We start from the raw sequence: 25,041 nt of genomic DNA, 5'->3' as shown, positions 1-25,041 counted from the left end.
GGGGCGCCGGCGCCCCCGCCGGCCCTAGCGTGAGCGTATGCGTGTACTGGTCACCGGCGGTGCCGGGTTCATCGGGTCCCATGTCGTCGAGGCGCTCGCGGCCCGCGGGCACGAGGCCGTCGTGTTCGACGTCCGCTGTGATCCCGCGTCGGACGTACGGGACACCGACGCCGTCCGCCGTGCCCTGACCGGCGTGGACGCCGTGTGCCACCAGGCCGCGATGGTCGGGCTCGGCGCCGGATTCGCCGACGCCGTGGAGTACGTCTCCCGCAACGACCTCGGCACCGCCGCACTGCTCACCGCCATGGCCGACACGGGCGTACGCCGGCTGGTGCTGGCCGGGTCGATGGTCGTGTACGGGGAAGGGCGCTACGCGTGCGAGCGGCACGGTGTCGTACGGCCCGGCCCGCGTGCCGTCGCCGACCTGGAGGCGGGCCGCTTCGAGCCGCCGTGCCCGGCGTGCGGCGCGGCCCTCGCGCCCGGCCTGGTCGGCGAGGACGCCCCGGCCGACCCGCGCAACGTGTACGCGACCACCAAGCTCGCCCAGGAACACCTGGCGGCGGCGTGGGCGCGGGCGACGGGCGGCACGGCGGTGTCGCTGCGCTACCACAACGTCTACGGCCCCGGCATGCCTCGCGACACCCCCTACGCCGGAGTCGCCTCCTTCTTCCGCTCGGCCCTCGCACGCGACGAGGCACCGCGGGTCTTCGAGGACGGCCGGCAACGGCGGGACTTCGTCCATGTACGGGATGTCGCCGCCGCCAACGTGGCGGCCCTGGAGGCGAGTCCCGCGCACGGCGCGCTCACCGCGTACAACACCGGCAGCGGCGACCCGCACACCGTCGGCGAGATGGCCCACGCGCTCGCGGCCGCGTACGGCGGGCCCGAACCGGTCGTGACGGGGGAGTACCGGCTCGGCGACGTACGGCACATCACGGCGGACTCGGCGCGGCTGCGGGCGGAGTTGGGCTGGCGGGCGGAGGTGGGCTTCGAGGCGGGAATGCGGGAGTTCGCCGAAGCCGGGATGCGCACGGCGTAGCCTGCGAAGGACCGGTGGTGCTGCCCGCGTTCAGGAAGCGGCGGCGGGCAGCACCACCTCGAAACGGCAGCCACCGGGAACGTTCCGGACGGTGGCCCGCCCCTGGTGGGCCTCCACGATGCCCCGCACGATGGCGAGGCCGAGACCGGCGCCCGCCGGGGGAGTGCGGGCGTGCGTCCCGCGCCAGCCCGTGTCGAAGACGCGCGGCAGGTCCTCCTCGGGGATGCCGCCGCAGCCGTCGGTCACGGACAGCACCACACCGTCGGGGGAGCGTGCGGCGGTGACGGCGACCGTGCCGTCGGCCGGGGTCCGCCGGATGGCGTTGACCAGCAGATTGCCGAGGACGCGGCTCATCTCCTTGCCGTCCACCTGCACCGGCACGCCCTCGACCTGTTCGCCGACCAGCCGGACCCCGTGCTCGCGGGCCAGCGCGTCCGCTCCGGAGAGCGCGTCGCCGACCAGGTCGTACAGGGACATCCGGGCGAGCGAGAGCGTGAGGGTCCCGGCGTGTATCCGGGAGAGCTCGAACAGGTCGCCGACCATGCCGTTGAGGCGCTCGACCTCCATGCGGATCTGCTTGAGGTAGCGGCCGGGGTCGTCGGCCACCCCGTCCTCCAGCGCCTCCGCCATCGCGCGCATCCCGGCCAGCGGGGTACGCAGATCGTGGGAGATCCAGGCGACGAGCTCGCGCCGGGAGGTCTCCAGGGCGCGTTCCCGCTCGCGGGACTCGGCGAGTCTCGCGCTGGTGGCCTCCAACTCCCGGCTCACCGCGGCGAGTTCGGCGGTGGCGGGGCCGTCGGGGGAGGTGAAGTCGCCGCCGTCGCCGAAGGAGCGGGCGGCCAGCGCGAGGGCGTGGCTGCGGGCGGCGACCCAGCGGCCGAGCAGCAGGGCGGTGGCCAGGGAGACCACGGCGGCCATGGCGACGACGGTCGTGACGACGCTCAGGTCGTGCCCGGACAGGAACATCGCCTGGGCCACCGCGAGGGTGCCCGCGAGCATGGCGGTGACGCCGACGCCGGCGACCACGGTCAGATGCGCGATCAGTGAACGGCGCCTGATCAGCAGCAGCACGCACGCGCCGAGCACGCCGGCCGCGGCGGCGCCGAGGAAGGCGAAGAGGGCGATGAGGAGGGTGTCGCGCACGGTCAGGCCACCCCGTCTGGCGCGGTACCGGGAGGGGTGCCGGGGGTGTCGGCGTCGGCTCGGCGGCCGCCGTCGCTAGTGTCGAAGCGGTAGCCCACGCCCCACACGGTCTGGATGAGCCGTGGCCTGGCCGCGTCGTTCTCGACCTTGCCGCGCAGCCGCCGTACATGGACCGTGACGGTCGACAGGTCGCCGAAGTCCCAGCCCCACACCTCGCGCATCAGGTCCTCCCGGCTGTAGACCCGGCCGGGGTGCCGCAGGAAGAACGCGAGGAGGTCGAACTCGCGGGTGGTGAGGGCGAGTTCGGTGCCATGCTTGGTGGCGCGGCGGGCCGCCGGGTCGACCGAGAGCCCGGCCGCGCGGAGCGTGCCCGAGGGCTGGGCCGGGCCGGTGCGGCGCAGCACCGACTGGACGCGCAGGACGAGCTCGCGGGGGCTGAAGGGCTTGGTGACGTAGTCGTCGGCGCCGACCTCCAGGCCGAGGATGCGGTCGTCCTCGTCGCCGCGCGCGGTGAGCATGATGACCGGCACGGGGCCGCGGCCGCGTATCCGGCGGCACACCTCCAGGCCGTCCATGCCGGGCAGCATCAGGTCCAGGACGACGAGGTCCGGCCAGTGCGCGGCGGCCCGGGCGAGCGCGTCGGGGCCGTCGCCGGCACGGTCCACGACGTAACCGGCACGGTCGAGGTACCCCGTGACGATCTCGGCGACGGTGGGATCGTCGTCGACGACCAGGACCCGGGCCCCGGCCCTGACCTCGTCCCCTGCCCCGGCCTGCGAGTACGGCTGTTGCTGCTCCATGCCGCCAGCCTCGCACCTCACGCGCGCGAGCGCGGCCGGCGGCGGCGGACGTCCTTGTTTCGTAAGGAGCCATGGCCCGAAATGCCCGTTTCGTGCTCGTAGGGTGAGAGCCGTGACGATCCCTTCCGCAGGAACGAACCCGCCCGGCGCGGCCTCCGTCGACGTCGTGCTTCCCTGTCTCGACGAGGTCGAGGCGCTGCCCTGGGTCCTGGAGCGCGTCCCGCCCGGATGGCGGGCGCTGGTCGTGGACAACGGCTCCACGGACGGCTCGGCCGAGGTCGCCAGGGCGCTCGGGGCCACCGTAGTCCGGGAGGAGCGGCGCGGGTTCGGCGCCGCCTGCCACGCGGGGCTGACCGCGGCCACGGCCGACATCGTCTGCTTCTGCGACTGCGACGCCACACTCGACCCGGGCGACCTGGTGCCCTTCGTGCGGCGGATCGCGGCGGACGAGTCCGACCTGGTCCTGGGCCGTCGCCGCCCCGGGACCCGCGGCGCCTGGCCGCTGCGGGCCCGGGCCGGGAACCTCGCCGTCACCCGTCTGCTCCATCGCCGCACCGGCCTGCGGCTGCACGACCTGGGCCCGCTGCGCGCCGCCCGCCGCGAGCCCCTGCTCGCGCTCGGTCTGACGGACCGGCGCAGCGGCTATCCGCTCCAGATGGTCGTCCGCGCCGCCGACGCGGGCTGGCGGATCGCCGAGTACGACGTGCCGTACCACCCGCGCACGGGCGCGTCGAAGGTGACCGGCACCTGGCGGGGGACGTGGCAGGCGGTCCGCGACATGAGCCGGGTGCTGGCGGACGACGAGGGACGCGGGGGTGCGGGGGAGCCGCTCACGTACCCGGAGCGCGAGGCCGCCTCCGCCGACGGCCACGCCACCGCCGTACGGAAGGGGACCCGCCCGTGACCACGCTCCTCGTCATCGCCAAGGAGCCCAGGCCGGGCCATGTGAAGACCCGGCTGACGCCGCCCTTCACCCCCGAGGAGGCCGCCGCGCTCGCCGAGGCGTCCCTCGCGGACACACTGGACGCCGTCGCGCACACACCCGCGCGACGCCGGGTGCTGGTGCTGGACGGGAGGCCGGGACCCTGGCTGCCGGACGGCTTCGAGGTCGTACCGCAGTGTTCGGGCGGCCTCGACGAGCGGCTGGCCGCCGCCTTCGCGGGCTGCGACGGCCCGGCGCTGCTCATCGGCATGGACACCCCGCAGGTCACGCCGGAACTGCTGACGGTGGACTGGTCCGGCTGCGACGCGTACTTCGGCCCCGCCGAAGACGGCGGCTTCTGGGCGCTGGGCCTCGCCGAACCGGACCCCTCCCGTCTGCGCGGCGTCCCGATGTCGACTCCGCACACGGGCGCCGCCCAGCGGGCCCGCCTCAGTGATCTTCGGGTGCGGGACCTGCCGCGGCTGCGGGACGTCGACACCGGTGACGACGCCGACCTGGTCGCCAGGAGTGCGCCGGGCGGCCGCTTCGCCGCCGCGCTCGCACGTCTCGCCCCGGCCGCGGGCCGATGACGGGCCCGCGCCGGCCGGCGGCCGCGTGGACGGGTCGCCGGTCCGGCCCCCTCACGATCCCCCGCCCGGCCACCGGCACCGACAGCGAGCGACCACCCCGAGCCGAGTCCGACATGGCCACGACCGAGCGGATCACCACCCCGGCGCCCGGCCCGCGAGGCTCCGCCCCCGACGCCGACGGCGCCTGGTCCGCCGACCCCTACGCGCTCGCCCTCGGCAACGGCCGCGGCCCCCTCTTCCTGCGCCGCACCGACGGCTGGCTGTTGCCGTTGGACGTGGAGCGCTGGTGCGCGGAAGCCGACGCGGCGGACCTGGAGGTGCTGCGCCGTTGTGAGGGCGCGGTGCTCGATGTCGGATGCGGGCCCGGCAGGCTGGTGGCGGCGCTGAGCCGGCAGGGCAGGCGCGTGCTCGGCATCGACGTCAGCGAGGCCGCCGTGGCCCGCACCCGGCGGCTCGGCGCACCGGCGCTGCACCGCTCCGTCTTCGCACCACTGCCCGGCGAGGGCCGCTGGGGTACGGCCCTGCTCATCGACGGCAACATCGGCATCGGCGGCGACCCGGCGGCCCTGCTCGCCCGGACCGGCCGACTCCTCGCCCCCGGCGGCCTGTTGATCGCCGAGACCGTGCCGGACCTGGACCTCGACGAACGCGTCCAGGTCCATGTCACCGACGCCCGCGGTGCCACCGGCGCCGCCTTCCCCTGGGCCCGCCTCGGAACCCCCGCCCTGCTCCGGTACGCGGAGCACGCCGGCTGGCGTGCCGTCGCCCAGTGGACGGCGGGCGGCCGTTCCTTCGCCGCCCTGCGCAGCGGCCGCCCTTCCGGTTCGCGAGCGGCCGCCGGGTGAGGAAGGGAGTTGGCGCCGCGTGGTCCGACGCGCCCACCAGCGCGGAATCCGACACGGCCGGTCCAACCGTTCGAATTTCTGCAACACAAGCGGTCTAGACTCGACCAGCGACGGCCTGCCCGACTGGCCGGAACGGAACGGTCAGATTCCGCCAATCCCGAAGGATATTCGGCGTTTTGATACGGATAGATTCAGTCACCAAGCGCTACCCGGACGGCACGGTGGCGGTGGACCGGCTCTCGCTGGAGATACCCGACCGCTCGATCACCGTTCTCGTGGGCCCCTCGGGCTGCGGCAAGACGACCACCCTGCGGATGATCAACCGGATGGTCGAGCCCAGCGAGGGCACCATCCTCCTCGACGACGTGGACATCCAGCAGCAGCCGGTCAACACCCTGCGCCGGTCCATGGGATACGTCATCCAGAACGCCGGTCTCTTCCAGCACCGCACGATCCTCGACAACATCGCCACCGTGCCCCGCATGCTGGGCTGGGGCAAGGAGAAGTCCCGGGACCGGGCTAGGGAGCTGATGGAGCGCGTCGGCCTCGACGGCGCGCTCGCCAAGCGGTACCCGTACCAGCTCTCCGGCGGTCAGCAGCAGCGCGTCGGCGTGGCGCGGGCGCTCGCGGCCGATCCGCCGGTGCTGCTCATGGACGAGCCGTTCTCGGCCGTCGACCCCGTGGTGCGCAAGGGGCTTCAGGACGAACTCCTGCGCATCCAGGAGGAACTGGGCAAGACCATCGTCTTCGTCACCCATGACATCGACGAGGCCGTCAAGCTCGGCACGATGGTCGCCGTGATGCGCACCGGCGGCAGACTCGCCCAGTTCGCCCCGCCCGCCGAACTGCTCTCCCACCCCGCCGACGCGTTCGTCGAGGACTTCCTCGGCGCCGACCGCGGCATCCGGCGGCTGTCCTTCTTCCCCGCCGCCGGCCTGGAACTGCTCACCGAGCCCGTCGTGGCCGTCGACGCCACGGCCGAGCGGATCGCCGCGCACGACTCGACCGACGTCCCCTACCTCCTGGTCACGGACCCCGACGGCAAGCCGCTCGGCTGGAGCGAGCCGCGGGATCTGACCGCCGGGGACATCAAGACGGAGGAACTCCTGCCGTACGGGCGGCCGTTCGTGCCCGGCACCGACTCGCTGCGCGCCGCCCTGGACTGCGCGGTGCTCTCACCCACCGGCTGGGCCGTCGCCGTGGACACCGACGGCCGGGTCACCGGCGTCGTCTCGCAGCAGACCATCGCCGAGGCGATCCGCGGCGCCCACGCGGAGGGCAGCGACACCGGCGCACCGGACGAGGGCGGTCGTACGGACATGAAGGTCGCCGGATGAACTGGGACCGCTTCTTCGACATCCCCAGCGACCTCCAGCACACCTGGCTCGGACTGGTCGGGCTGCATCTGCGCGAGGCCCTGCTGCCGGTGCTGGCCGGACTGGTGATCTCGCTGCCGCTGGCCCAGCTGTGCGTGCGGTTCCGCTGGCTGTACCCGCCGGTGCTGTGGGTGACGACCGTGCTGTACGCCATCCCCTCGCTGGCCTTCTTCGTCCTCCTCATCGACTACACCGGCCAGACCGAGCTCACGGTGATGATCCCGCTCACCGTCTACAGCCTCGTCGTGCTGGTCCCGGCGATCGTCGACGGCGTCCGCTCGGTCCCCCAGGAGACCCTCGCCGCCGCCACGGCCATGGGCTTCGGCCCCGTACGCCGGTACGTCCAGGTCCAGTTGCCGATCGCGGTGCCGGCGATCATCGCCGGGCTGCGTGTGGCGACGGTGTCCAGCATCAGCCTCGTCAGCGTCGGCGCCCTCATCGGCAACCAGGGCGCGCTCGGCAACATGATCAACGACGCGAACATCTACAACCGGCCCGAACTCGCGCTGAACGCCGTGCTCAGCATGGCCGTCCTGGCGGTTCTCGCCGACGCCCTGCTGGTGCTCGTACGCACACTGCTCACACCGTGGATGCCGCGCAGCTCACCCCGGACACCGAAGGCCGACCGGCCCGAACCGGCCGCCGCAGCCCTGGAGGACGCAGCCCGGTGAACCTCTTCCACTTCATCAGTGACTTCTTCAGCGACAACGCCCACTGGCAGGGGTACGACGGCATCCCCACGCGCGTGGGCGAGCACATCCAGTACACGCTGCAGGCGCTGGGCATCGCCGCGCTGATCGCGCTGCCGGTGGGTCTGGTCACCGGCCACTACGGCCGCGGTGGGAACGCCCTCGCCCTGATCGCCGTCGCCGGGCGGGCCCTGCCCACCTTCGGCCTGCTGGTGCTGATGACCCTGCTGGTGGGCTTCGGCATGGTCAATGTGATGACCCCGCTGGTCATCCTCGCCGTCCCGCCGATCCTCGTCACCACCTACGAGGCGATGCGCTCCGTCGATCCGTCACCGGTGGACGCCGCACGGGGCATGGGCATGGGCGAGTTCGGGGTCCTCTTCCAGGTCGAGGTCCCGGCGGCGCTGCCGCTGATCCTCAGCGGCCTGCGCTCCGCGGCCATCCAGATCGTCTCGACGGCCACCATCGCCGCGTACGTCGCCCTGGGCGGGCTCGGCCGCTACATCGTCGACGGCCTCTACCAGCGCAACTACGAGAAGGTCGTGGGCGGCGCGACGCTGGTGGCCGGGCTGGCCCTGGTGACGCTGGCGGTCTTCTGGGCAGCGGGTCGCTTCGCGGTGTCACCGGGTGTGCGAAAGCGGGCGTGAGAGTGCCTTGCCGAGCAGGGGGCGGTTCGGCAACCCGCTCAGGGGCGCGGGGAACTGCGCGACCAGCCACGACGGCGCGGCAGCCGAACGACGGGCGTGACCGTCACGCCCCCGTCCGGGCCAGCGCCAGTTCCAGCACCACCAGCAGCGCGTCCCGCACAGAACCCCGCTCCCGGGCGTCGAAGACCACGACCGGGACGCCCTCGGTGACGTCGAGGGCCCAGCGGATCTCCTCCAGGGTGTGCTCGACCTTGCCGTCGAAGGCGTTGGCGGCCACCGCGAAGGGGATGCCCCGGTGCTCGAAGTAGTCGACGGCGGCGTAGCAGTCGTCCAGGCGCCGGGTGTCGACGATGACCAGCCCGCCGACCGCGCCCTCGACTATGTCGTCCCACATGAACCCGAACCGCTCCTGCCCGGGCGTGCCGAACAGATACAGCTTCAGCGTCGGGTCGATGGTCAGGCAGCCGAAGTCCATCGCCACGGTGGTCGTCGTCTTCAGCGGGGTGTGCGTGAGGTCGTCCACCCCCGCCGCGACCTCCGTGATCGCGGCCTCGGTGGTCAGCGGCTCGATCTCGGAGATCGCGCCCACGGCGGTGGTCTTGCCCACGCCGAAGCCGCCCGAGATCACCATCTTGACCGGCAACGGCGGTCGTACGGTCGCCGGTTCAGTCGCTGTCACGGAGTACCCCTCGTGCGTCGGGGATGGCGCGCAGGCCGTCGATGACCCTGCGCAGGACGGATGCGTCGTGGACGACGCCGGAGTCGGGCACGTGCACCGTCAGCTGCCCGGCCGCACGCAGGTCCTCGGCGAGGACGCGCACCACGTTCAGGTGCAGCCGCAGCCGGGCCGCGATCTCCGCGAGGGACTGCGGCCGTCGGCACACGGCGACGATGTCGTGCTGCTCGAAGGAGAGCCGGCCGAGCGCGTCGAGCCCCTCGGCGGTGGCCACCACCTGGGTCTCCACGGGCAGCGACGGGCCGTCGCCGCCGTCCGCCACCCGGCCGGCGGTGAGCAGGAACGGCCGCACGGCGGAGGCGAAGCCGGCCGGGTCCGGACCGCTGGGTTCCGGTGGTGGATTGCCGTCCGCCATGGCGTAGTCCGTTCCCGGGTCAGCGACCCGACGCGGCGCCGACGCTGTTCTTCAGCTCCAGCACGAGCTGCGGGCTGAGAGCGGCGCCGGCGCGATTGGCGAACACGGTCATCTCGTAGGCGATGTTGCCCAGCTTGGCCTCCTTGTCGGCGACCACGCCGAGGACCGCGCCGCTGCCGATCGTGGAGACCAGGACGTGGCCGCCCTCCAGGTCGATGATGACCTTGTTCAGACCGCCGAGGCCGTAGTTGCCGGAGGCTCCGGCGGCCAGGCTGGTGATGCCGGAGACGATCGCCGCGAGCCGCTCGGAGTCGGCCTGCTCACGCAGTTCGGACACGGCGATGAGCAGCCCGTCGGAGGAGACGGCGATGGCGTCCACGACACCGGCCGTCTCCTTCGCGAAGCGGTTCAGCAGCCAGGTGAAGTCGGCTGCGGCGGCCTTCAGTTCGGCCGGCGTGGCGCCTTCCGCCGGGGTGCCACCTGTCGACGTGCTCACTGCTGCGCTCCTTCCGGGAGGTCGTTCTGGTGGTGCGGGTGGGGGGTTGTGCTTGGGGCGGCGTGCTCTGGCTGTCCGCCGTTGCTGTCGCGGTGCGCTCGTTCCACGGCCGCCTCGAACTCCTCCAGCGCCGCCCGCACCTCGTCCGCGTCCACGGTCCGCGCGGCCTGCTGCGACACCGTGGGCCGCTCGGTGGTGTCCACGGCCGTCGTACGCAGTGTCGCACCACGGACCCGGCGCCGCAGGGGGCGGGCCTCGGGGTTCGTGTGCGTCGCCTTCGCCGCGGGCTCCGGTGCGGACTCGCGCGGGGCGACCCGGCGGGGGAGGGGCCGCGGCCCGTCGGAGTCCCCGCCGTCGTCCCCTGCGCCGACCTGCTCGGCGGCGGGCGAGGGCACCGGACCGGTGGCCGTCGAGGCAGGAGCGGCAGAAGCGGCCGGAACTGAGGGGGCGGCAGCGGTGTCGGCGTCCGTCTTCGGTGTCTCCGGCGTCCTCGCGGCGGCCGCGACCGCCGTCAGCGCCGCCGTGGCCGTCGTCCCCGTCGTGCTGTCGGTCACCAGCAGCGAGGACGGCACCGTCACCTCGGCCGTCACACCGCCGCCCGGGGTGCGGGACAGGACGACCGTGATCGCCCAGCGGCGGGCCAGCGTACCGACCACGAACAGGCCGAGGACCTTGGTCGGTACGACGTCCAGGCGTTCGCGGCGGATCAGGCGGGCGTTCTCCTCGTCGAGGCGCTCGGGGCTCATGCCCAGACCGTGGTCGGCGATCACGACGACCGCGTCGTCGCCGGCGGCCGACACCGCCACCTCGACCGGGCTGCCCTCCGGTGAGAACGACACCGCGTTCTCCAGCAGTTCGGCCATCATCAGCGTCAGGTCGCCGATGACCTCCGGCTCCACCCTGACCTCGGTCCGTGCCCGCAGCTCCACCCGCCGGTAGCCCTCGATCTGGCCGAGCGAGGCGCGTACGACGTTGGTGAGCGAGGTGGGCCCGGCGTCGAGGACGGCCTCGTGGATGCCGGCGAGCAGCATCAGGCTGTCGGCGTTGCGGCGCAGCCGGACCGCGATGTGGTCGATGGAGTACAGGCGCTCCAGCAGCGCGGGGTCCGTCTCGCCGCGCTCCACCGCGTCGATCAGGGCGAGCTGCCGGGTGGTGAGGTTGCTGACCCGGCGGCCCACGTTGCCGAACATCTCGGCGACGTTGCGCCGGCTGAGCACCTGCCGCTCCAGCAGCGCGGCCGCCGTGGTCTGCACCTGGTTGAACGCCTCGGCGAGTTCACCGATCTCGTCGCGGGCCGTCACCGGCATCTCGCGCAGCCGCGGCGGACCGTCGTCCTCGGCGTCGTCGTCGGCGACTCGGGCCAGCTCCCGTTCGGCGACGTCGGCGACCTGCCGCGCGGCACCCGTGAGGGCCTGCACCGGACGGACCACCGAGCGGCGCACCAGCATCGCGAGGGCCAGCCAGACGGCGAAGCCGAGTACGGCGAACCCGAGCAGCAGCACCGCCCGCCAGGCAGCCGAGTCGGAGGTGCTCTCCGCCTGGTCGGCGATCTGGTGGATCAGCGAGGTGGTGATCGCCAGCCGGGTCTTCGCCTGGTCGCGGTAGGCGCCGTAGGAGTCCAGCGCCGCCGCGAGCGAGCCGCGGATCTCGGCGGGCGAGTCGGCCTGCACGGAGCCGGGGTCGATCTGGAGGTCGGAGTACTGGCGGCTGATGATGCTCTGTGCCGCCGTGTACTTGATCCCGTCGAGCTGCGCGGTCTGCGAGGCGGTCGCGAACCTGGCGAAACGTTCGGCCTGGTGTGTGTACTCCTCGTAGGAGCCGATCGCGCCGATGAACTCGATGAGCGCGTTGGAGTCACCGGTCGACGCGGAGAAGACGCCGGTCTCGAAGGAGCTGTGGGCCGCGCCCGCGCGCAGCAGCGAGTCCAGGAGGTTGCCGGTGAAGGTGGTCGCGAGATCCGGGTTGCGGTCCAGGCCCAGACCGTCGATGAGCCCGTTGGCCGCGTGCGAGTAGGCGGGGTCGATGTTGCTCGCGGGCAGATAGCCCTGCTCGACGGTGTCCCGCAGGCTGGTCAGACCCAGGACGCTCTTGAGGGCCTGCGCCTCGGTCTCGGGCAGCCGGTCCCCGAACGCGTCGCGCACCCGCTGGACCTGCGCGTCCACCATGGTCTGTGCGGTGCGGTAGGCGGCGCTGGAGGGTTCGTCGCCCTCGCTGGCCTCGTGCCGTACGGACAGCAGGATCGCCTGCTGGTGCTCGGCGGCCAGCCGGTCCACGAGGGTGGCGACCTCGGCGCTCTCCCGCACCAGCCGGGCGGCGTCCGCCGCGGCGCGCGACTGCGTGGTCTGGTCGGCGATGAGGTAGGCCAGCAGTACGGCGACCACGGCCAGCGGCACCCGGACGAGCAGGTTCAGCTTGCGTCTGAAGGGCCAGCGGTCGGCGAAGCCGCGTATACGACGCGGGCGGGGTGCGCCCTCCTCGTTCGTGGACACCGAGTTGCCTCCTTCATGGGCGTCGCACGGCGCGCGCGAGGTCTCACGTGACCGCTGTTGTTCGAAGTGAACCGGCTTTGTCCGGGGGACAGTACCGCCCTTTGAGCACCGTGACCGGAACTGTACGTCAAGAATCCGTTACAGCCCCCTGCATCCCAACCGTCCCGCCTTCACATCCCGGCACAACTGCCCGTTACCTTCCGTTTTTTGAGGCCAATCGGTGACCTGACCGGTCTTGACTGACCGAGAACCGGCTGGATTGGATCAGTGGAAGAGCTCTCCCAACCCCTGAATCCGGAACGGGAACCGTGACTTCCACCGCTTCACGCAGCAGGTCCTTCAGGAACCATCCCGGCGCGGCCGCTGTCGCGCTCGCCGCCACGGCGGCGCTGCTGGCGGGATGTTCCTCCTCCGACGACAAGTCCGACCCGCTCGCCGGGGACGGGGCGAGCGGCGACACCGTCGTCGTCGGCTCCAACAACTTCGCCGAGTCCATCCTGCTCGCCGACATCTACGGCGAGGCCCTCAAGGCCAAGGGCATCAAGGTCACCTACAAGCCCAACATCGGCAGCCGCGAGACGACGTACGGCCTGCTCAAGAACGGCTCCATCACCGTTCTGCCGGAGTACAACGGCTCGCTGCTCGCCTACCTCGACTCCAAGGCGCAGCAGGAGTCCGCCGACGCCGTGAACGAGGCGGTGAAGGGCAAGCTGGACGCGAAGCTGACGCTCCTCGAGTCCTCGCCGGCCGAGGACAAGGACTCCGTCAGCATCAACGCGGAGACGGCGAAGAAGTACAAGCTCACCGCCGACTCCAGCCTCGAAGAACTCAAGGACATCGCCCCCGACCTGGTGATCGGCGGCTCGCCGGAGTTCCAGACCCGGCACCAGGGCCTGAAGGGCCTGGAGACCGAGTACGGCCTGAAGTTCAAGTCGTTCAAGGCGCTGGACGCGGGCGGTCCGCTGACCCAGGCGGCGCTGACGAAGAACACCGTGCAGGCCGCGGACATCTTCACCACCGACCCGACCATCACCAAGGAGGGCTTCGTCGTCCTGAAGGACCCGAAGAACCTCTTCGGCTTCGCCAACGTCACTCCGCTCGTCTACAAGAGCGGTCTGTCGAAGGAGGGCGTCGACGCGCTCAACGCGGTCTCGGCCAAGCTCGACACGAAGACCCTCCTGGACCTGGACTCCCAGGTCCAGCTGGAGAACAAGGACCCGCTCGACGTGGCCAAGGCCTGGCTGAAGTCGGCCGGTCTCGGCTGACGTACGGCAGGTTCTCGCGGGGTTGTGACGGGCGCCCGTCACAACCCCGCGGTGCTGCCACTCAGTAGCCGACCTGGAAGGTGGCGTCCTGGCGCTCGGTGGCCGTCGAGACGGGGTCGATGCGCAGGGCGTAGTTCGAGTGTCTGATGTAGCGCGTCGGGTTGTTGTACGAGCGGAACGACGCCCAGGAGGCGTCCGCGAGTCCGGCCGTGCGGTAGAAGGTGGCGTCCGCGGCGAACGTCGACGTGCCGTCGTTCTCGTCCAGGCGCAGGGCGTAGTCGTAGTGGCGCAGATGGCGGGCCGGGTAGTTCACCGACTGGAACGAGACGCCGGAGGAGTCGGCGAGCCCCGGCACCAGCCTCCACTGCGAGTCGGGGAACGGGTCGAAGGGGTACTCGTCGATCCGCCCGGCGAAGCCGCTGTGCCGGACGTAGCGCGCCGGGTGGTTGTACGACTTCAGCCGGTTCCAGGCGGGAGCGCCCCACTTGGCGATCAGGTTGGTGTACTCGGTCGAGGTGATCGGGTGGATGCCGCAGTGCTTGGAGTTGAGCGGCTGGGTGTAGAGCCGCTGGTCCAGGGGCGTCCAGGTGCCGGCTGCCAGGTCGTTCGTCTGCCAGACGTAGAAGACGCCGTTCGGGGTGTACGTGTCTCCCCAGAGGTACCAGGTGTTGCCCGTCAGCGACTTGACCACGGTCGGGGCCTCGGTGCCGCCGTGGTTCACCGCCGTGCTGAACGGGGTGAAGCTGCCGGGGTTCAGGGTCGTCGAGCGGGCGCCGACGAGGGTGCCCTCGCGCTTGAAGTAGAGGTGGTTGACGCCGTTCACGCCGACGGTGAGATTGCCGTCGATGACGTCGTAGCCGGGGTCGAAGAAGACCTGCGGGCTCGTCGTCGTACGGAAGTCGGTCGTGTAGCTGACCATGATGACGTTGTGGCCGCTGCTGTTCACCGACGAGTAGAGGATGCCGTATCGGCCGCGTGAGGCGTCCCAGTACGCCTCCGGTGCCCAGCTGTGCGTGCCGGTCATGTCGTGCAGCTTCAGCAGCCGGTAGCCGGTGAACGTGCGCAGGTCGGTGGAGTCCCAGACGTGGATGTACACGCTGGTGCGGGTCCAGTCGGTGCCGCTCAGGTCGGTCGCGAGGACGACGAACGTACCGTCCTGCTTGCGCAGCACGAACGGGTCGCGCAGACCGCCGGCGCCGAGGGTGGGGGTGGCCACGGGGGCGTTCTGGTTGAGCGGCGTCCAGCGCAGGCCGTCGGTGCTGACGGCCAGGTGGAGGTTGTAGTTCGCCTCCAGCATGGTGTTCGACTCGGTGAAGTAGACCATCGCGTAAGCCGAGTCGGCGGCGTGCGCGGTCCCCGCACCGAGGCTCAGCGCGCCGGTCGCGGCGAGCGGGACGGTCGCGGCCATGCCGAGTACGTGTCTGCGGGACGGGTGGGCCATGTGCTCTCCAGGGGGGTGCGGGCCTTCTGGCCGGGGATACCGAATGGCCGATATATCGAACGAAGTTCGGTGAATCGACCAGAAGGTAGGAGAGCGTCGGGTGCGCGTCAATCACATGGTCAGGCTTGGCGGATTCCCGCCACCCGGTCCGTCACAGGCCCGAGTTCGGCACGCGCGCGTGCCGCCGCCCCGATCGCCACCGCGTCGGCGCCGAGTCCGGCAGGCAGCACCCGGACAGGCCGGCCGCTGACGGGCGGCTCGGCGGCCAGAGCGGCCCGGATCGAGCGTTCCAGCAGGGCCCAGGAGCCGCACACACCACCGCCGACTACCGCCGTGGTGACGTCCAGCAGGCCCGCCGTGACGAGCAGGGCGCGGGCCACGGCAACGCCCGCCTCCTCGTACACGGCCAGCGCGTCCGCGTCGCCCGAAGCCGCTGCCGCGGCGACCTCCCGGGCCGTGTGCGAGACGCCGGTGCGCTCGGCGTACCGGGCGGCGATCGCACGCCCCGAGGCCAGGGTCTCCAGATGCCCGCGACCGCCGCAGGTGCACGGCAGGTCACCGAAGCCGGGCACGTGCCCGATCTCGCCCGCCGCGCCGTGCGGGCCGTCGTACAGCGCTCCGTCCAGCCACAGCGCCCCGCCCACACCGGTGCCCAGCGTCATCCCGAGCACATGCGGCGCACCCGCCACGGAACCGGCCGTCGCCTCGCCGCGCAGAAAGGCGTTGACGTCGTTGTCCAGGAACGCCGGCACGCCCAGCGCCTCCTCGACCGCCGCCGTCACCGCGAACCCGGCCCAGCCCCGGAACGAGTCGCTCACCACCAGCACCCGCCCGGCCCGCGCGTCCACCACGCCCGCGGCGCCCACCCCGACGCCGAGCAGCCGCGCGGGCGTACGGCCGAGCAGCAGCCGTACGGCATCCAGCGCGGAGGTGACCATCGCCGCTCCGCCGTCCGCCGCCGGGGTGGGCACACCGACTCGGTCCAGAACGCCGAGATCCGGGTCGCACAGCACCACCTGGGTCGTCGTACCGCCGATGTCGACACCGGCCAGCACCGCACGCGTCACGTGCCGGCCCCCTTCCCCAGAGCCGTCCGGCCTTCCCTGCGCCGCCGTTGCAGCACGGGATCCGGCACGGGTACGGCCGCGATGAGCCGGCGGGTGTACTCCTTCTCCGGATGCAGCAGGGTCGCCATGGTCGGCCCCTGCTCCTCGATCCGCCCGTCCCGCAGGACGACGACCCGGCGCGCGAACTCCTGGACGACGGCCAGGTCGTGGGAGACGAGCAGACAGGCGAACCCCAGCTCCCGCTGCAGCTCGGCGATCACCTCCAGCACCGTCCGCTGCACACTCACATCCAGCGCGCTCGTCGGCTCGTCCGCGACCAGCAGCCGGGGCCGCAGCACCAGTGCCCGCGCCAGACTCACCCGCTGCCGCTGTCCGCCGGACAGCTCCCGCGGCCCGCGATGCGCCAACTCCTGCGGCAGTCTCACGAGTTCGAGCACCTCGGCGACCCTGGCCCGGCGCTCGGCGGCCGGCATGCCCCGCCGGTGCACCCGGAGCGGCTCGGCCACGCACTCCGCCACGCTCATCCGCGCGTCCAGCGAGGCCACCGGATCCTGGAGCACCACGCCGACGCCGGACAGCAGGGCACGGCGCTGACGGCCCCGGGCGCGTCCCAGGTCCGTGCCGAACAGCGACACCGAGCCGGAGGCGGGCGCGACGAGCCCGAGCGCGACCCTGGCCGCCGTCGACTTGCCCGACCCGGACTCGCCCACCAGACCTACGGTGTCGCCGGGCCGGACGTCGAGGGAGACACCGTCGAGTGCCTGGACCCGCCCGAACCGTACGGACACGTCCCGCAGTTCCACCACGGGAGCCTCCTGCGCCGCGGGTGCGTCCGCACCGCTCAGCCGTAGCCGGGGCACCGCCGCCAGCAAGCCCTGCGTGTACCCGTGCCGGGGCCGCAGCAGCACGTCCTCGACCGTCCCCGTCTCCACCACCTCGCCGCGCAGCATCACGGCGACCCGGTCCGCGAAGTCCGCGACCACGCCCATGTTGTGCGTGACCAGCAGCACGCCCGTGCCCGAGTCGGCCGCCAACCGCCGCAGCAGATCGAGGATCTCGGCCTGCACGGTCACGTCGAGCGCGGTGGTCGGCTCGTCGGCGATGAGCAGCGCCGGCGAATTGGCGATGGCCATGGCGATGACGACCCGCTGACGCTGCCCGCCCGACAGCTGGAAGGGAAACGCCGAAGCCCTCTTCTCCGGCTCGGGAATGCCGACGCGGCGCAGCAGCCCCACGGCCTCGCGGGCGGCCTCCGACCGAGAGACATCCCGATGGTTGCGAATGACCTCCGCGATCTGGGAGCCGACGCGGGTCAGCGGATCGAGCGCGCTCGCCGGCTCCTGGAACACCATGGAGGCGGTACGGCCCCGCAGCCGGGCCAGCGCGGCCTCCGGGGCGCCCACCACGTCGGTCCCGTCGACCGTCACCCGCCCCGACGCCCGCGCACTGCCCGGCAGCAGCCCCATCGCGGCGAGCGCCACCGTCGACTTGCCGGACCCGGACTCACCGACCAGGGCCAGGGTCTCGCCGGGCCGTACATGCAGCGACACTTCGCGCACGGCGGGCACGTCACCCGTGCCGGTCGAGAAGGTCACGCCCAGATCGGCGATCTCCAGGATGTTCATCCACGTCCCTTCACGTCGAAGGCGTCGCGCAGCCCGTCACCGATCGCGTTGAACGCGCACACGACCAGGATGATCGCGAGGCCCGGCGGCACGATCAGCCACCAGCGACCGGAGTACGCCGCCGTCAGACCGGCCGACAGCATGCCGCCCCAGTCGGTCCTCGGCGGCTGGACGCCCAGCCCGAGATACGACACATACGCGACGAGCAGGATCGCGTCGGCGACCTGGAACGTCGCCGCGACCACGATCGTCGACACCGAGTTCGGCAGGATGTGCCTCCGGATCGCCCGCCCGTGCGTCCCACCGGTCGCGCGCAGGGTCAGCACATAGTCCCGGTTCTTCAGCGTGAGCGTCTCCGCACGCACCAGCCGGGACGGCACCAGCCAGGACACCAGACCGAGGATCACGACCAGCCCGAGCGGGCCCGGCGAGGTGACCGCGGAGACCACCAGCAGGATGAACAGCGCGGGAATCGCGATCCCGGCGTCCACGACCCGCATCATCACCGCGTCCACCCAGCCGCCCGCATACCCCGCCACGGCACCCCAGACCGTTCCGATGACGGTCGCGAGCACGCCCGCCGCAAGCCCGACGAGCAGCGACACCTGCCCCCCGTACATCAGCCGCCCGAGCTGGTCGTGCCCGACGGCGTCGGTGCCCAGCCAATGGGAAGCGCTGGGCGGGAGATTGACCTGGGTGAGGTCGGTGTGGGTCTGGTCGGTGGAGTAGAGGAGCGGACCGAGGAAGCAGAAGAGGAGAAAGAGCAGAACAATCAGGGCTCCGGCGATGGCGAGCCGATTGCGCGCGAAGCGCGCTCTCAGGGGCGCGGGGCCGTTTCCATTTGCGGCTCCGCCGCGGGGCGCGATCAGCCCCCACCGGCCCGCAGTCTCAACACGACCACTCACAAGCCACCACCCCCCTCAACCCGAGGATCAACAACCCGCTGCACCACATCCGCAAGCAACGTCCCCACAACGGTCGCGACGGAAATAACCAGCACGCACCCCAACAACACCGGATAGTCAGAAGCCTGCGCGGCGGACCAGAACAACAGCCCCATCCCCGGATAGTTGAAGAGCTGCTCGACCACCAACGCCCCACCGAACAGCACCGGCACGTAATACCCGAGCATCGCCACCACCGGCGTAAGAGAGTTCCGGAACACATGCCGGAACAGGACCGCGTACTGCCCCGCACCCCCCGCCCGAGCAGTCCGCACATAGTCCTCGGACAGGTTCTCCAACGTCGCCGCCCGCATGTACCGACTGAACACGGCCACCATCGACGCCGCCCCCGTCACCACGGGCAGCACAAGCGCCGCCGGATCGGCGAACACCTGCGCCAGGGTGTCTCCCTGAGGCGCCTGCGACGGAAACCACCGCAGCGTCTGCGTGAACACCAGCACCAGGATCAGACCCAGGAAGTACACCGGCGTGGAGTACGCCACGAAGCTCAGCGTGGTGATGACGTAGTCCGCCGGCTTGTTGCGCCGCACGGCCTGCCACATGCCGAGCGGAATGGCCAGCAGCAGCCCGACCAGCGCGGACAGCACGGTCAGCACGAGCGTCTTCGGCAGCCGCTGCCCGATCAGCCGCGACACCGCCTCGTTGAGCGTGTACGACGTCCCGAGGTCGCCCTGCGCCAACTCGCGCAGGTAGTACACGTACTGGACGGGCAGCGACCGGTCGAGCCCCTGCTCGTGGTTGAACGCGGCGATCTGCTGGGCCGTCGCCTGCGGGCCGAGGATCCCGCGCGCGGGACCCCCGGGCAGCGCGTGCAGCAGACAGAAGACGACGACCGTGACGATCAGGATCACGGCGAGCGCCTGCAGGAGCCGGCGGGTGAGAAACAGCAGCGTGTCCATGCGTCAGCCGGTCCACTTCCACTGCGCCGGGTGGAAGTTGGCGAGCGAGTCCTGGGAGAAGCCACCGAGCCCCTTCCTGACCACCGAGATCTGGTAGACGGGCTCCGGCAGCCAGATCACCGGCAGGTCCTCGGCGAGTGCGGCGCTGTAGTCCTGGACGGCCTCGGTCGAACTCGACGTCGTGGAGGCGGAGATGAGTTTGTCGACCGCCGGGTTGCTGTAGTTGCCGAAGTTCGAGCCGCCCCCGGTCTGGAACAGGGAGTCACCGGTCGGGAAGGCGGGGAAGTACCAGCTGCCGGCCGTGCCGAAGAAGGACAGCTGCCACTTGCAGATCGGCTGGTCCGCCTCGCACTGCGGGGTCTGCGCCAGTACGGAGTTGACGGGCGCGGTCCTGATGGAGAACTTGATGCCGGTCTTCGCGAGCGAGGACTGGATCGCGCTCATCATGTTGTCGGTGACCGTGGAACCGGACTGAGACAGCACCCGCATCTCGAACTTGGTGCCCCCGGCCACGCCTTCACCGCACTGGGAGGCTCCGGTGCCGGGGTCCGTACAGGTCATGACCCCGCCCTGCTCCGTCCAGCCGTGGCCGGTCAGCAGCTCGCGAGCGGCCGTCGTGGAGAACGGATACGGGTTGTCCTTCTGCGCCCGTGAGACGAAGTCGGACGCCTGCCCCTGCGGGACGGGGCCGTAGCCCGCGACCGCCGTGCCGTTGAAGACGACCTTGGCGAGACTGGCCTGGTCGATGGAGCGCTGCACGGCCTGGCGGGCGTACAGCTGCTTGAACACGGCACCCATCGCCGGGTTGTTGAAGTTGTACGGCATGTAGGTGATGGCCCAGCCGGACCACGGCTTCACCTCGTATCCCCGCGCGGTGAAGCTGTCCTTCTGGTCGAGGTCGGTCGCCTCGATGTAGCCGTAGTCGACGCTGCCGGAGCGCAGGGCGTTCTTCTCGGCCTCCGCCGTGGTGAAGGGAAGCAGGTTCACCGTGGGGATGGCCGGCTTCTCGCCGCCGTCGTACTTCTTGTTGGCGGTGAGGACCACCTTGCCGGCCGTCGAGTACGACTTGACCGCGTACGGGCCGCTGATGGTCTTCCAGAGGGCGTCGGTCTCGTACCCGGCGATGTTCTTCGCGGCGTCGTTGAGGTCCGTCCACACCTTCCTGGCGTCGCCGCCCTTGTCCCAGACGTGCCGCGGGAGCGGGGTGATGGAGCTCAGCTCGTTCGCCAGCATCCACTGCGGGTTGTAGGCCCGGTCGAAGGTGATCGTGAAGTGCCGGTCGTCCTCGGCCTTGAAGGAGGTCCAGTTGTCCGGCGCCTGGCCGGGGTTGTAGCCCGCCCACTCCTTCTTGTTCGCCTTGATCAGGTCGAACCAGAACCGGACGTCGTCCGAGGTGATCGGCTTGCCGTCGCTCCAGTGCCGGTCACCCAGCGTGATCCGCACGCTCTTGTTGCCGGGCGCGAAGTCGGCGGCGGTGGCGACCGAGCCGGCTTTGTTCCAGCCGATCTCGCCGGTGGACCCGTCGTAGGCGATCAGCGGCTCCCACAGCGTGTTCGCGATGGAGATGTTGTTGGTGTTCAGGTGCGCCGCGGTGCCGATCGGCAGGATCCAGTTCGGCGTGAAGTTGGCGGGCAGCGCGTAGTCGATGGAGTCGCGGGGGCCGGACGACGCACCGCTGCTCCCGGAGCAGCCCGCGAGCAGCAGGGTGCCGGCGGACAGGGCCGCGGCACCGGCGAGGAGTCTCGTGCGAGCAGGGGACATGGCTCTCCTCAGGGGACAGAAGCGAGGTGCAGTCAGTGAAAGCCCCGGCTGTTCGAAGAAACAGGAGTGCCGCTGTAAAAAGTATGTTTCTGCTGTTCTGAAAATAGCCGGGAGGGGCCTCCGCGGGCCTACTCTCGCTGTCCCGGCCGCAGATGACGGAAGTAACTTCGTCCATGACTGAAAAAAGTGGGTCGTTGACCCGTCGCATCCTCGAACTGCTCGCCTCCGGGCAGGCGTCCACGCGCACGGAACTGTCCGGACTGCTCGGCGCCGCGCCGTCGACGGTCTCGTTCGCGGTGGGCAAACTGCTGGACTACGGCCTGGTCACCGAGGAGGGCACCCTGTCGTCCAACGGCGGCCGGCCACGCAAGGTGCTCCGGCTCGGCGGCGGTGACGGATTCGCCGTGGCGGCCGAACTCGGCGGCAGACACGCGCACGTCGGCGTCGTCCACCCGGGGGGCGGTCTCACCGACGTCTCCACGGTCCCGTTCCCGACGGCCGACGGCCCCGAAGCCTCCCTGCCCGGGCTGATCGAGACCCTTCAGGGCCTCGCCGACCGGCACGGCAGCGAACTCCTGAGAGGCGTCGGCCTCTGTCTGCCGGGACCGGTCGACGTCGAGCCGGGTCTGGTGACGCTGCCCGCGCGCATGCCCGGCTGGAACCGCTTCCCCGTACGGGACTGGCTCCAGGAGCGGTTCGGGGTCCCGGTGGCCATCGAGAACGACGCCAACTGCATGGCCGTCGGCGAGCACAGCGTCCGGCCCGCCGGCCAACGCCAGGCGATCATGGTGAAGGCGGGCACCGGCATCGGCGCCGGTGTCATCGCCGACGGCCGCCTCTACCGGGGCGGTTCGGGCGCGGCCGGCGAGATCACCCACGTCCGCGTCGAGGCCGCCCACGACATCCCCTGCTCCTGCGGCAACACCGGGTGCCTGGAGACGGTCGCCTCGGGCGCGGCGCTCGTCCGCATCCTGCGCGAACGCGGCCTGGAGGTGACGTCGACGGAGGACGTGGTGCGGCTCGCCGGCGACGCCGACCCCGAGGCCACGCGCGCGGTCCGGCAGGCAGGCCGCTATCTGGGCATGGTGCTCGCCGCCAACGTCAACTTCTTCAACCCCGACGCGGTGTACCTCGGCGGCATCCTCTCCACGCTGGAGCCCTTCGTCGCCGCCGTGCGCAGCCAGTTGTACGAGGGCTGCCATCCCCTGGTCACCGAGCACCTGGTCATCGAGCGGGCCCGGCTGGGCGCCGATGCGGGCCTGGTCGGCGCCGGGCAGTTCGCGCTCCAGCGAGCCCTCGCCCACGCACTGCACTCGATCACCGGCACCCAACCCTGACGGACGCCCGCGCCCGACCCACGCCCGCCCGTGACCCAACGCCTGCCGACGCCCGCCCCGAACCCGACCCATGCCCGCCCCTGACGCGGACCGCGCCCCGCCCTCGGAGGAGCCATGCCCCAGCCCCGTCCCGTTCGTCCCGTCCTTGCGATCGCCGGTCTCGGTATCGAGTCGTCGACTTTCTCCCCGGCCCGCACCGAGGCCCCCGCCTTCCACCCGCTGCGCGGACAGGGCGTCCTCACCCGCTACCCGTTCCTGGCGCCGGGAGAGCCGTTGCGGGAAGCCGCCGACTGGCGCGGGGCCCTGGTCGGCAAGGCCCTGCCCGGCGGCACGGTGACGGCCGCCGCGTACAACGAGCTGTCCACGGAACTCCTCGACCGACTGCGGGAGTTGGGGCCGGTCGACGGTCTCTGGTTCGACATTCACGGCGCGATGACCGTGGCGGGACTCGACGACGCCGAGGCCGACCTGCTCACCCGCATCCGCGCGGTGATCGGCCCGGACGTCCTGGTGTCGACGTCCATGGACCTGCACGGCAACGTCTCCCACCCGCTCGTCCACCTCAGCGACCTGATCACCTGCTACCGCATGGCCCCGCACGAGGACGCCATGGAGACCAAGGAACGGGCCGCCCGGAATCTGGTGGAGCTCCTGGCGAGCGGGGCGCCCCGCCCGGTCAAGGCGTGGGTCCCGGTGCCGGTGCTGCTGGCCGGGGAGCAGACCTCCACCCGGATCGAACCGGCGAGGAGCGTGTACGCGGCCGTGGCGGAGGTGGCGGCTGCCGATGGCGTGACCGACGCCGCGATCTGGGTCGGGTACGCCTGGGCGGACGAGCCCCGCAACCAGGCCGCGGTCGTGGTCACCGGGCCCGACGAAGTCGCCGTCGCCGCGGGCGCCGAGCGGCTCGCCCGCGGATTCTGGGACGCCCGGCACGACTTCGCCTTCGTCGCCCCCACCGGCACCCTCGACGCCTGCCTGGACGAGGCCCTCGCCACCGGCGCCCGCCGCCCCTACTTCATCAGCGACACCGGCGACAACCCGACGGCGGGCGGCGCCGGCGATGTCACCTGGGGACTCCAACACGTCCTGACCCGCCCCGAGTTCAAGGACGACTCCGGCCCGGTCGTCATCTACGCCTCACTGCCGGGACCGGCCGCGGTCGACACGGCGGTGCGGGCCGGTGTCGGCGCGACGGTCACCGTCACCGCGGGCGCCGACGTGGACGGCCGGCACGCCGGGCCGCTCACCATGACCGGCGTGGTGCAGTCGGTGCGGCACGGCGACCGGGACGCGGAGACGGAGGTCGTGCTGCGGGTCGGCAGCGTGCACGTGATCCTGACCCGGCTGCGCAAGCCGTACCACCTCGAACGCGACTTCACCGACCTGGAGTTGGACCCGCGTACGGCGGACGTCGTGATCGTGAAGATCGGCTATCTGGAGCCCGAACTCTTCGCCATGGCCGCCGACTGGAAGATGGCGCTCACTCCGGGGGGTGTCGACCAGGACCTGGTGCGGCTCGGTCACCGTCGCATCCGCCGGCCGATGTTCCCCTTCGACCCCGCGATGCCCGACCCGGACCTCACGGCCCGGATCGTCGCCCCCGCGAACCGGCCGCCGGCTCAGTCCGACTGACGGGCCTGCGCGATCAGCTGGTCGATCAGGGCGATCAGCACGTCCCGGCAGGACTCCCGCTCCCGCGCGTCGCACAGCAGCACCCGTACGTGCTCCGGCAGCGCGAGGGACTCCCTGATCTCCTCGGCCGGGTAGGGGTGTTCGCCGTGGAAGCCGTTCACGCCGACGACGAAGGGGATCTCGCGCCGCTCGAAGAAGTCGATCGCGGCGAAGCTGGACTCCGGCCGGCGCACGTCGATCAGGACGACGGCACCGAGCGCGCCGATCGCCAGGTCGTTCCACATGAACCAGAACCGCTGCTGTCCGGGCGTACCGAACAGATACAGCACCAGTTCCCGGCTGATGGTGATGCGGCCGAAGTCCAGGGCCACGGTCGTGGCGCGCTTCTGTTCGATGCCGTCGAGGTCATCGATGCCCAGGCCCGCGGTGGTCAGGGACTCCTCGGTGCGCAGTGGGGCGATCTCGCTGACCGACCCGACCATCGTGGTCTTCCCGACGCCGAAGCCGCCGGCTATGAGGATCTTGACCGTGTCGGGCGGCGCCGCCGCCTCCACGGTGATGTCAGAGCCGGCCAAGGCCGTCCCTCACTTTCTGCAACAGGCCCAGGTCCTGGGTACGGGGAGTGACGGGACGCGGGGGGTGAACGGTGATCAGGCCCGCCTCCAGCAGATCGCAGAGCATGATGGCGACCACGCTCACCGGCAGGTCCAGATGGGCCGCGAGCTCCGCGACGGCGATCGGCCGGGCGCAGCGTCGCAGGATCCGTACCTGCTCGGGCTGTGGACGAGGTGCCCGCTCCGGGGGCGGAGCCACCGCGGTCACGGTCGTGATCAGGGTGAAGTCGCCGCGGCTGGGCCTGGTCCGTCCCCCGGTCAGCGTGAAGGGACGGACCAGTCGGCCCGCCGGATCGTCTCCGCTCACC

General features: G+C 71.7%; 24 protein-coding genes. 10 read left to right on the top strand and 14 right to left on the bottom strand.

The features are described 5' to 3' along the window. The first annotated feature begins 37 nt into the window (after positions 1-37). Positions 38-1,039, top strand: a complete 1,002-nt coding sequence (locus ACFPQ9_RS06525; RefSeq protein ID WP_380847918.1) for an NAD-dependent epimerase/dehydratase family protein — start codon at positions 38-40, stop codon at positions 1,037-1,039. 30 nt (positions 1,040-1,069) lie between these two features. Here the strand turns inward: ACFPQ9_RS06525 and ACFPQ9_RS06520 are convergent, their stop codons facing one another. Continuing rightward, positions 1,070-2,182 (bottom strand): sensor histidine kinase, encoded by a 1,113-nt coding sequence (locus ACFPQ9_RS06520; RefSeq protein ID WP_380847915.1) that lies wholly within the window; start codon positions 2,180-2,182, stop codon positions 1,070-1,072. A 2-nt stretch (positions 2,183-2,184) separates the two neighbouring features. Beyond that, a complete protein-coding gene (locus tag ACFPQ9_RS06515) occupies positions 2,185-2,982 on the bottom strand; it encodes a response regulator transcription factor (protein WP_380847912.1) in 798 nt (265 codons plus the stop codon). A 103-nt stretch (positions 2,983-3,085) separates the two neighbouring features. Between ACFPQ9_RS06515 and ACFPQ9_RS06510 the strand changes: the two genes are divergently transcribed. The 6 genes from ACFPQ9_RS06510 (at position 3,086) to ACFPQ9_RS06485 (ending at position 8,051) form a co-directional block, all read left to right on the top strand. Next, positions 3,086-3,886 carry a glycosyltransferase family 2 protein gene (locus ACFPQ9_RS06510; RefSeq protein ID WP_380847909.1) on the top strand — a complete coding sequence of 267 codons (801 nt, stop codon included), beginning with the start codon at positions 3,086-3,088 and terminating at the stop codon, positions 3,884-3,886. Next, complete coding sequence (locus ACFPQ9_RS06505; protein WP_380847906.1) at positions 3,883-4,494, top strand: TIGR04282 family arsenosugar biosynthesis glycosyltransferase; 612 nt, start codon at positions 3,883-3,885, stop codon at positions 4,492-4,494. The genes ACFPQ9_RS06510 and ACFPQ9_RS06505 overlap by 4 nt, the downstream gene beginning before the upstream one ends. A 113-nt stretch (positions 4,495-4,607) precedes the next feature. After that, complete coding sequence (locus ACFPQ9_RS06500) at positions 4,608-5,339, top strand: methyltransferase domain-containing protein (protein ID WP_380847904.1); 732 nt, start codon at positions 4,608-4,610, stop codon at positions 5,337-5,339. Between the two features lie 176 nt (positions 5,340-5,515). Next, complete coding sequence (locus ACFPQ9_RS06495) at positions 5,516-6,676, top strand: ABC transporter ATP-binding protein (protein ID WP_380847901.1); 1,161 nt, start codon at positions 5,516-5,518, stop codon at positions 6,674-6,676. Beyond that, on the top strand, positions 6,673-7,386 hold the full coding sequence (locus ACFPQ9_RS06490; protein WP_380847898.1) for an ABC transporter permease: 714 nt from the start codon (positions 6,673-6,675) through the stop codon (positions 7,384-7,386). Before ACFPQ9_RS06495 ends, ACFPQ9_RS06490 begins: the two co-directional genes overlap by 4 nt. Beyond that, positions 7,383-8,051 carry an ABC transporter permease gene (locus ACFPQ9_RS06485; RefSeq protein ID WP_380847895.1) on the top strand — a complete coding sequence of 223 codons (669 nt, stop codon included), beginning with the start codon at positions 7,383-7,385 and terminating at the stop codon, positions 8,049-8,051. Before ACFPQ9_RS06490 ends, ACFPQ9_RS06485 begins: the two co-directional genes overlap by 4 nt. A 103-nt stretch (positions 8,052-8,154) precedes the next feature. On the opposite strand, the gene ACFPQ9_RS06480 is transcribed toward ACFPQ9_RS06485, so the two are convergent. Genes ACFPQ9_RS06480 through ACFPQ9_RS06465 form a run of 4 tightly spaced genes read right to left on the bottom strand, consistent with a single transcriptional unit; the run spans position 8,155 to position 12,127 of the window. Further along, positions 8,155-8,682: a GTP-binding protein gene (locus tag ACFPQ9_RS06480; RefSeq protein WP_380848465.1), complete on the bottom strand. Its 528-nt coding sequence runs from the start codon at positions 8,680-8,682 to the stop codon at positions 8,155-8,157. 34 nt (positions 8,683-8,716) lie between these two features. Continuing rightward, positions 8,717-9,142, bottom strand: a complete 426-nt coding sequence (locus ACFPQ9_RS06475; RefSeq protein WP_380847892.1) for a DUF742 domain-containing protein — start codon at positions 9,140-9,142, stop codon at positions 8,717-8,719. Between the two features lie 19 nt (positions 9,143-9,161). After that, positions 9,162-9,638: a roadblock/LC7 domain-containing protein gene (locus ACFPQ9_RS06470; RefSeq protein WP_176575074.1), complete on the bottom strand. Its 477-nt coding sequence runs from the start codon at positions 9,636-9,638 to the stop codon at positions 9,162-9,164. Next, positions 9,635-12,127, bottom strand: a complete 2,493-nt coding sequence (locus ACFPQ9_RS06465; protein WP_380847888.1) for an ATP-binding protein — start codon at positions 12,125-12,127, stop codon at positions 9,635-9,637. The genes ACFPQ9_RS06470 and ACFPQ9_RS06465 overlap by 4 nt, the downstream gene beginning before the upstream one ends. Before the next feature lie 308 nt (positions 12,128-12,435). Here ACFPQ9_RS06465 and ACFPQ9_RS06460 point away from each other — a divergent pair, with 308 nt between their 5' ends. Next, complete coding sequence (locus ACFPQ9_RS06460) at positions 12,436-13,392, top strand: ABC transporter substrate-binding protein (protein WP_380847885.1); 957 nt, start codon at positions 12,436-12,438, stop codon at positions 13,390-13,392. 61 nt (positions 13,393-13,453) lie between these two features. Here ACFPQ9_RS06460 and ACFPQ9_RS06455 read toward each other — a convergent pair whose 3' ends face one another. From ACFPQ9_RS06455 to ACFPQ9_RS06430, 6 genes are all read right to left on the bottom strand, one after another. Beyond that, positions 13,454-14,833 carry a glycoside hydrolase family 43 protein gene (locus tag ACFPQ9_RS06455; protein WP_380847882.1) on the bottom strand — a complete coding sequence of 460 codons (1,380 nt, stop codon included), beginning with the start codon at positions 14,831-14,833 and terminating at the stop codon, positions 13,454-13,456. Positions 14,834-14,952: 119 nt separating this feature from the next. Then, on the bottom strand, positions 14,953-15,900 hold the full coding sequence (locus tag ACFPQ9_RS06450) for an ROK family protein (protein ID WP_380847879.1): 948 nt from the start codon (positions 15,898-15,900) through the stop codon (positions 14,953-14,955). After that, positions 15,897-17,525: a dipeptide ABC transporter ATP-binding protein gene (locus tag ACFPQ9_RS06445; RefSeq protein ID WP_380847876.1), complete on the bottom strand. Its 1,629-nt coding sequence runs from the start codon at positions 17,523-17,525 to the stop codon at positions 15,897-15,899. The genes ACFPQ9_RS06450 and ACFPQ9_RS06445 overlap by 4 nt, the downstream gene beginning before the upstream one ends. After that, positions 17,522-18,394: an ABC transporter permease gene (locus tag ACFPQ9_RS06440; protein WP_380848462.1), complete on the bottom strand. Its 873-nt coding sequence runs from the start codon at positions 18,392-18,394 to the stop codon at positions 17,522-17,524. The genes ACFPQ9_RS06445 and ACFPQ9_RS06440 overlap by 4 nt, the downstream gene beginning before the upstream one ends. A 32-nt stretch (positions 18,395-18,426) precedes the next feature. After that, positions 18,427-19,389: an ABC transporter permease gene (locus ACFPQ9_RS06435; RefSeq protein WP_380847873.1), complete on the bottom strand. Its 963-nt coding sequence runs from the start codon at positions 19,387-19,389 to the stop codon at positions 18,427-18,429. A 3-nt stretch (positions 19,390-19,392) separates the two neighbouring features. Further along, a complete protein-coding gene (locus ACFPQ9_RS06430; RefSeq protein WP_380847870.1) occupies positions 19,393-21,150 on the bottom strand; it encodes a peptide ABC transporter substrate-binding protein in 1,758 nt (585 codons plus the stop codon). 152 nt (positions 21,151-21,302) lie between these two features. Here ACFPQ9_RS06430 and ACFPQ9_RS06425 point away from each other — a divergent pair, with 152 nt between their 5' ends. Together ACFPQ9_RS06425 and ACFPQ9_RS06420 are read left to right on the top strand one after the other, a co-directional pair. Next, positions 21,303-22,487 (top strand): ROK family transcriptional regulator, encoded by a 1,185-nt coding sequence (locus ACFPQ9_RS06425; RefSeq protein WP_380847867.1) that lies wholly within the window; start codon positions 21,303-21,305, stop codon positions 22,485-22,487. A gap of 114 nt (positions 22,488-22,601) precedes the next feature. Further along, positions 22,602-24,119, top strand: a complete 1,518-nt coding sequence (locus tag ACFPQ9_RS06420) for a M81 family metallopeptidase (RefSeq protein WP_380847864.1) — start codon at positions 22,602-22,604, stop codon at positions 24,117-24,119. Here ACFPQ9_RS06420 and ACFPQ9_RS06415 read toward each other — a convergent pair. Beyond that, a complete protein-coding gene (locus ACFPQ9_RS06415; RefSeq protein WP_380847861.1) occupies positions 24,107-24,694 on the bottom strand; it encodes a GTP-binding protein in 588 nt (195 codons plus the stop codon). The genes ACFPQ9_RS06420 and ACFPQ9_RS06415 overlap by 13 nt on opposite strands. Then, positions 24,681-25,040, bottom strand: coding sequence for a DUF742 domain-containing protein (locus ACFPQ9_RS06410; protein WP_380848459.1), 360 nt, complete (start codon positions 25,038-25,040; stop codon positions 24,681-24,683). Before ACFPQ9_RS06410 ends, ACFPQ9_RS06415 begins: the two co-directional genes overlap by 14 nt. Position 25,041: the final 1 nt, after the last annotated feature.

This window comes from Streptomyces coerulescens (genome assembly GCF_042657965.1).
Taxonomy (GTDB): Bacteria; Actinomycetota; Actinomycetes; order Streptomycetales; family Streptomycetaceae; genus Streptomyces; species Streptomyces coerulescens.
Note: the sequence above shows the minus strand (reverse complement) of the source record. Positions and strands in the feature narration are given on the sequence as shown.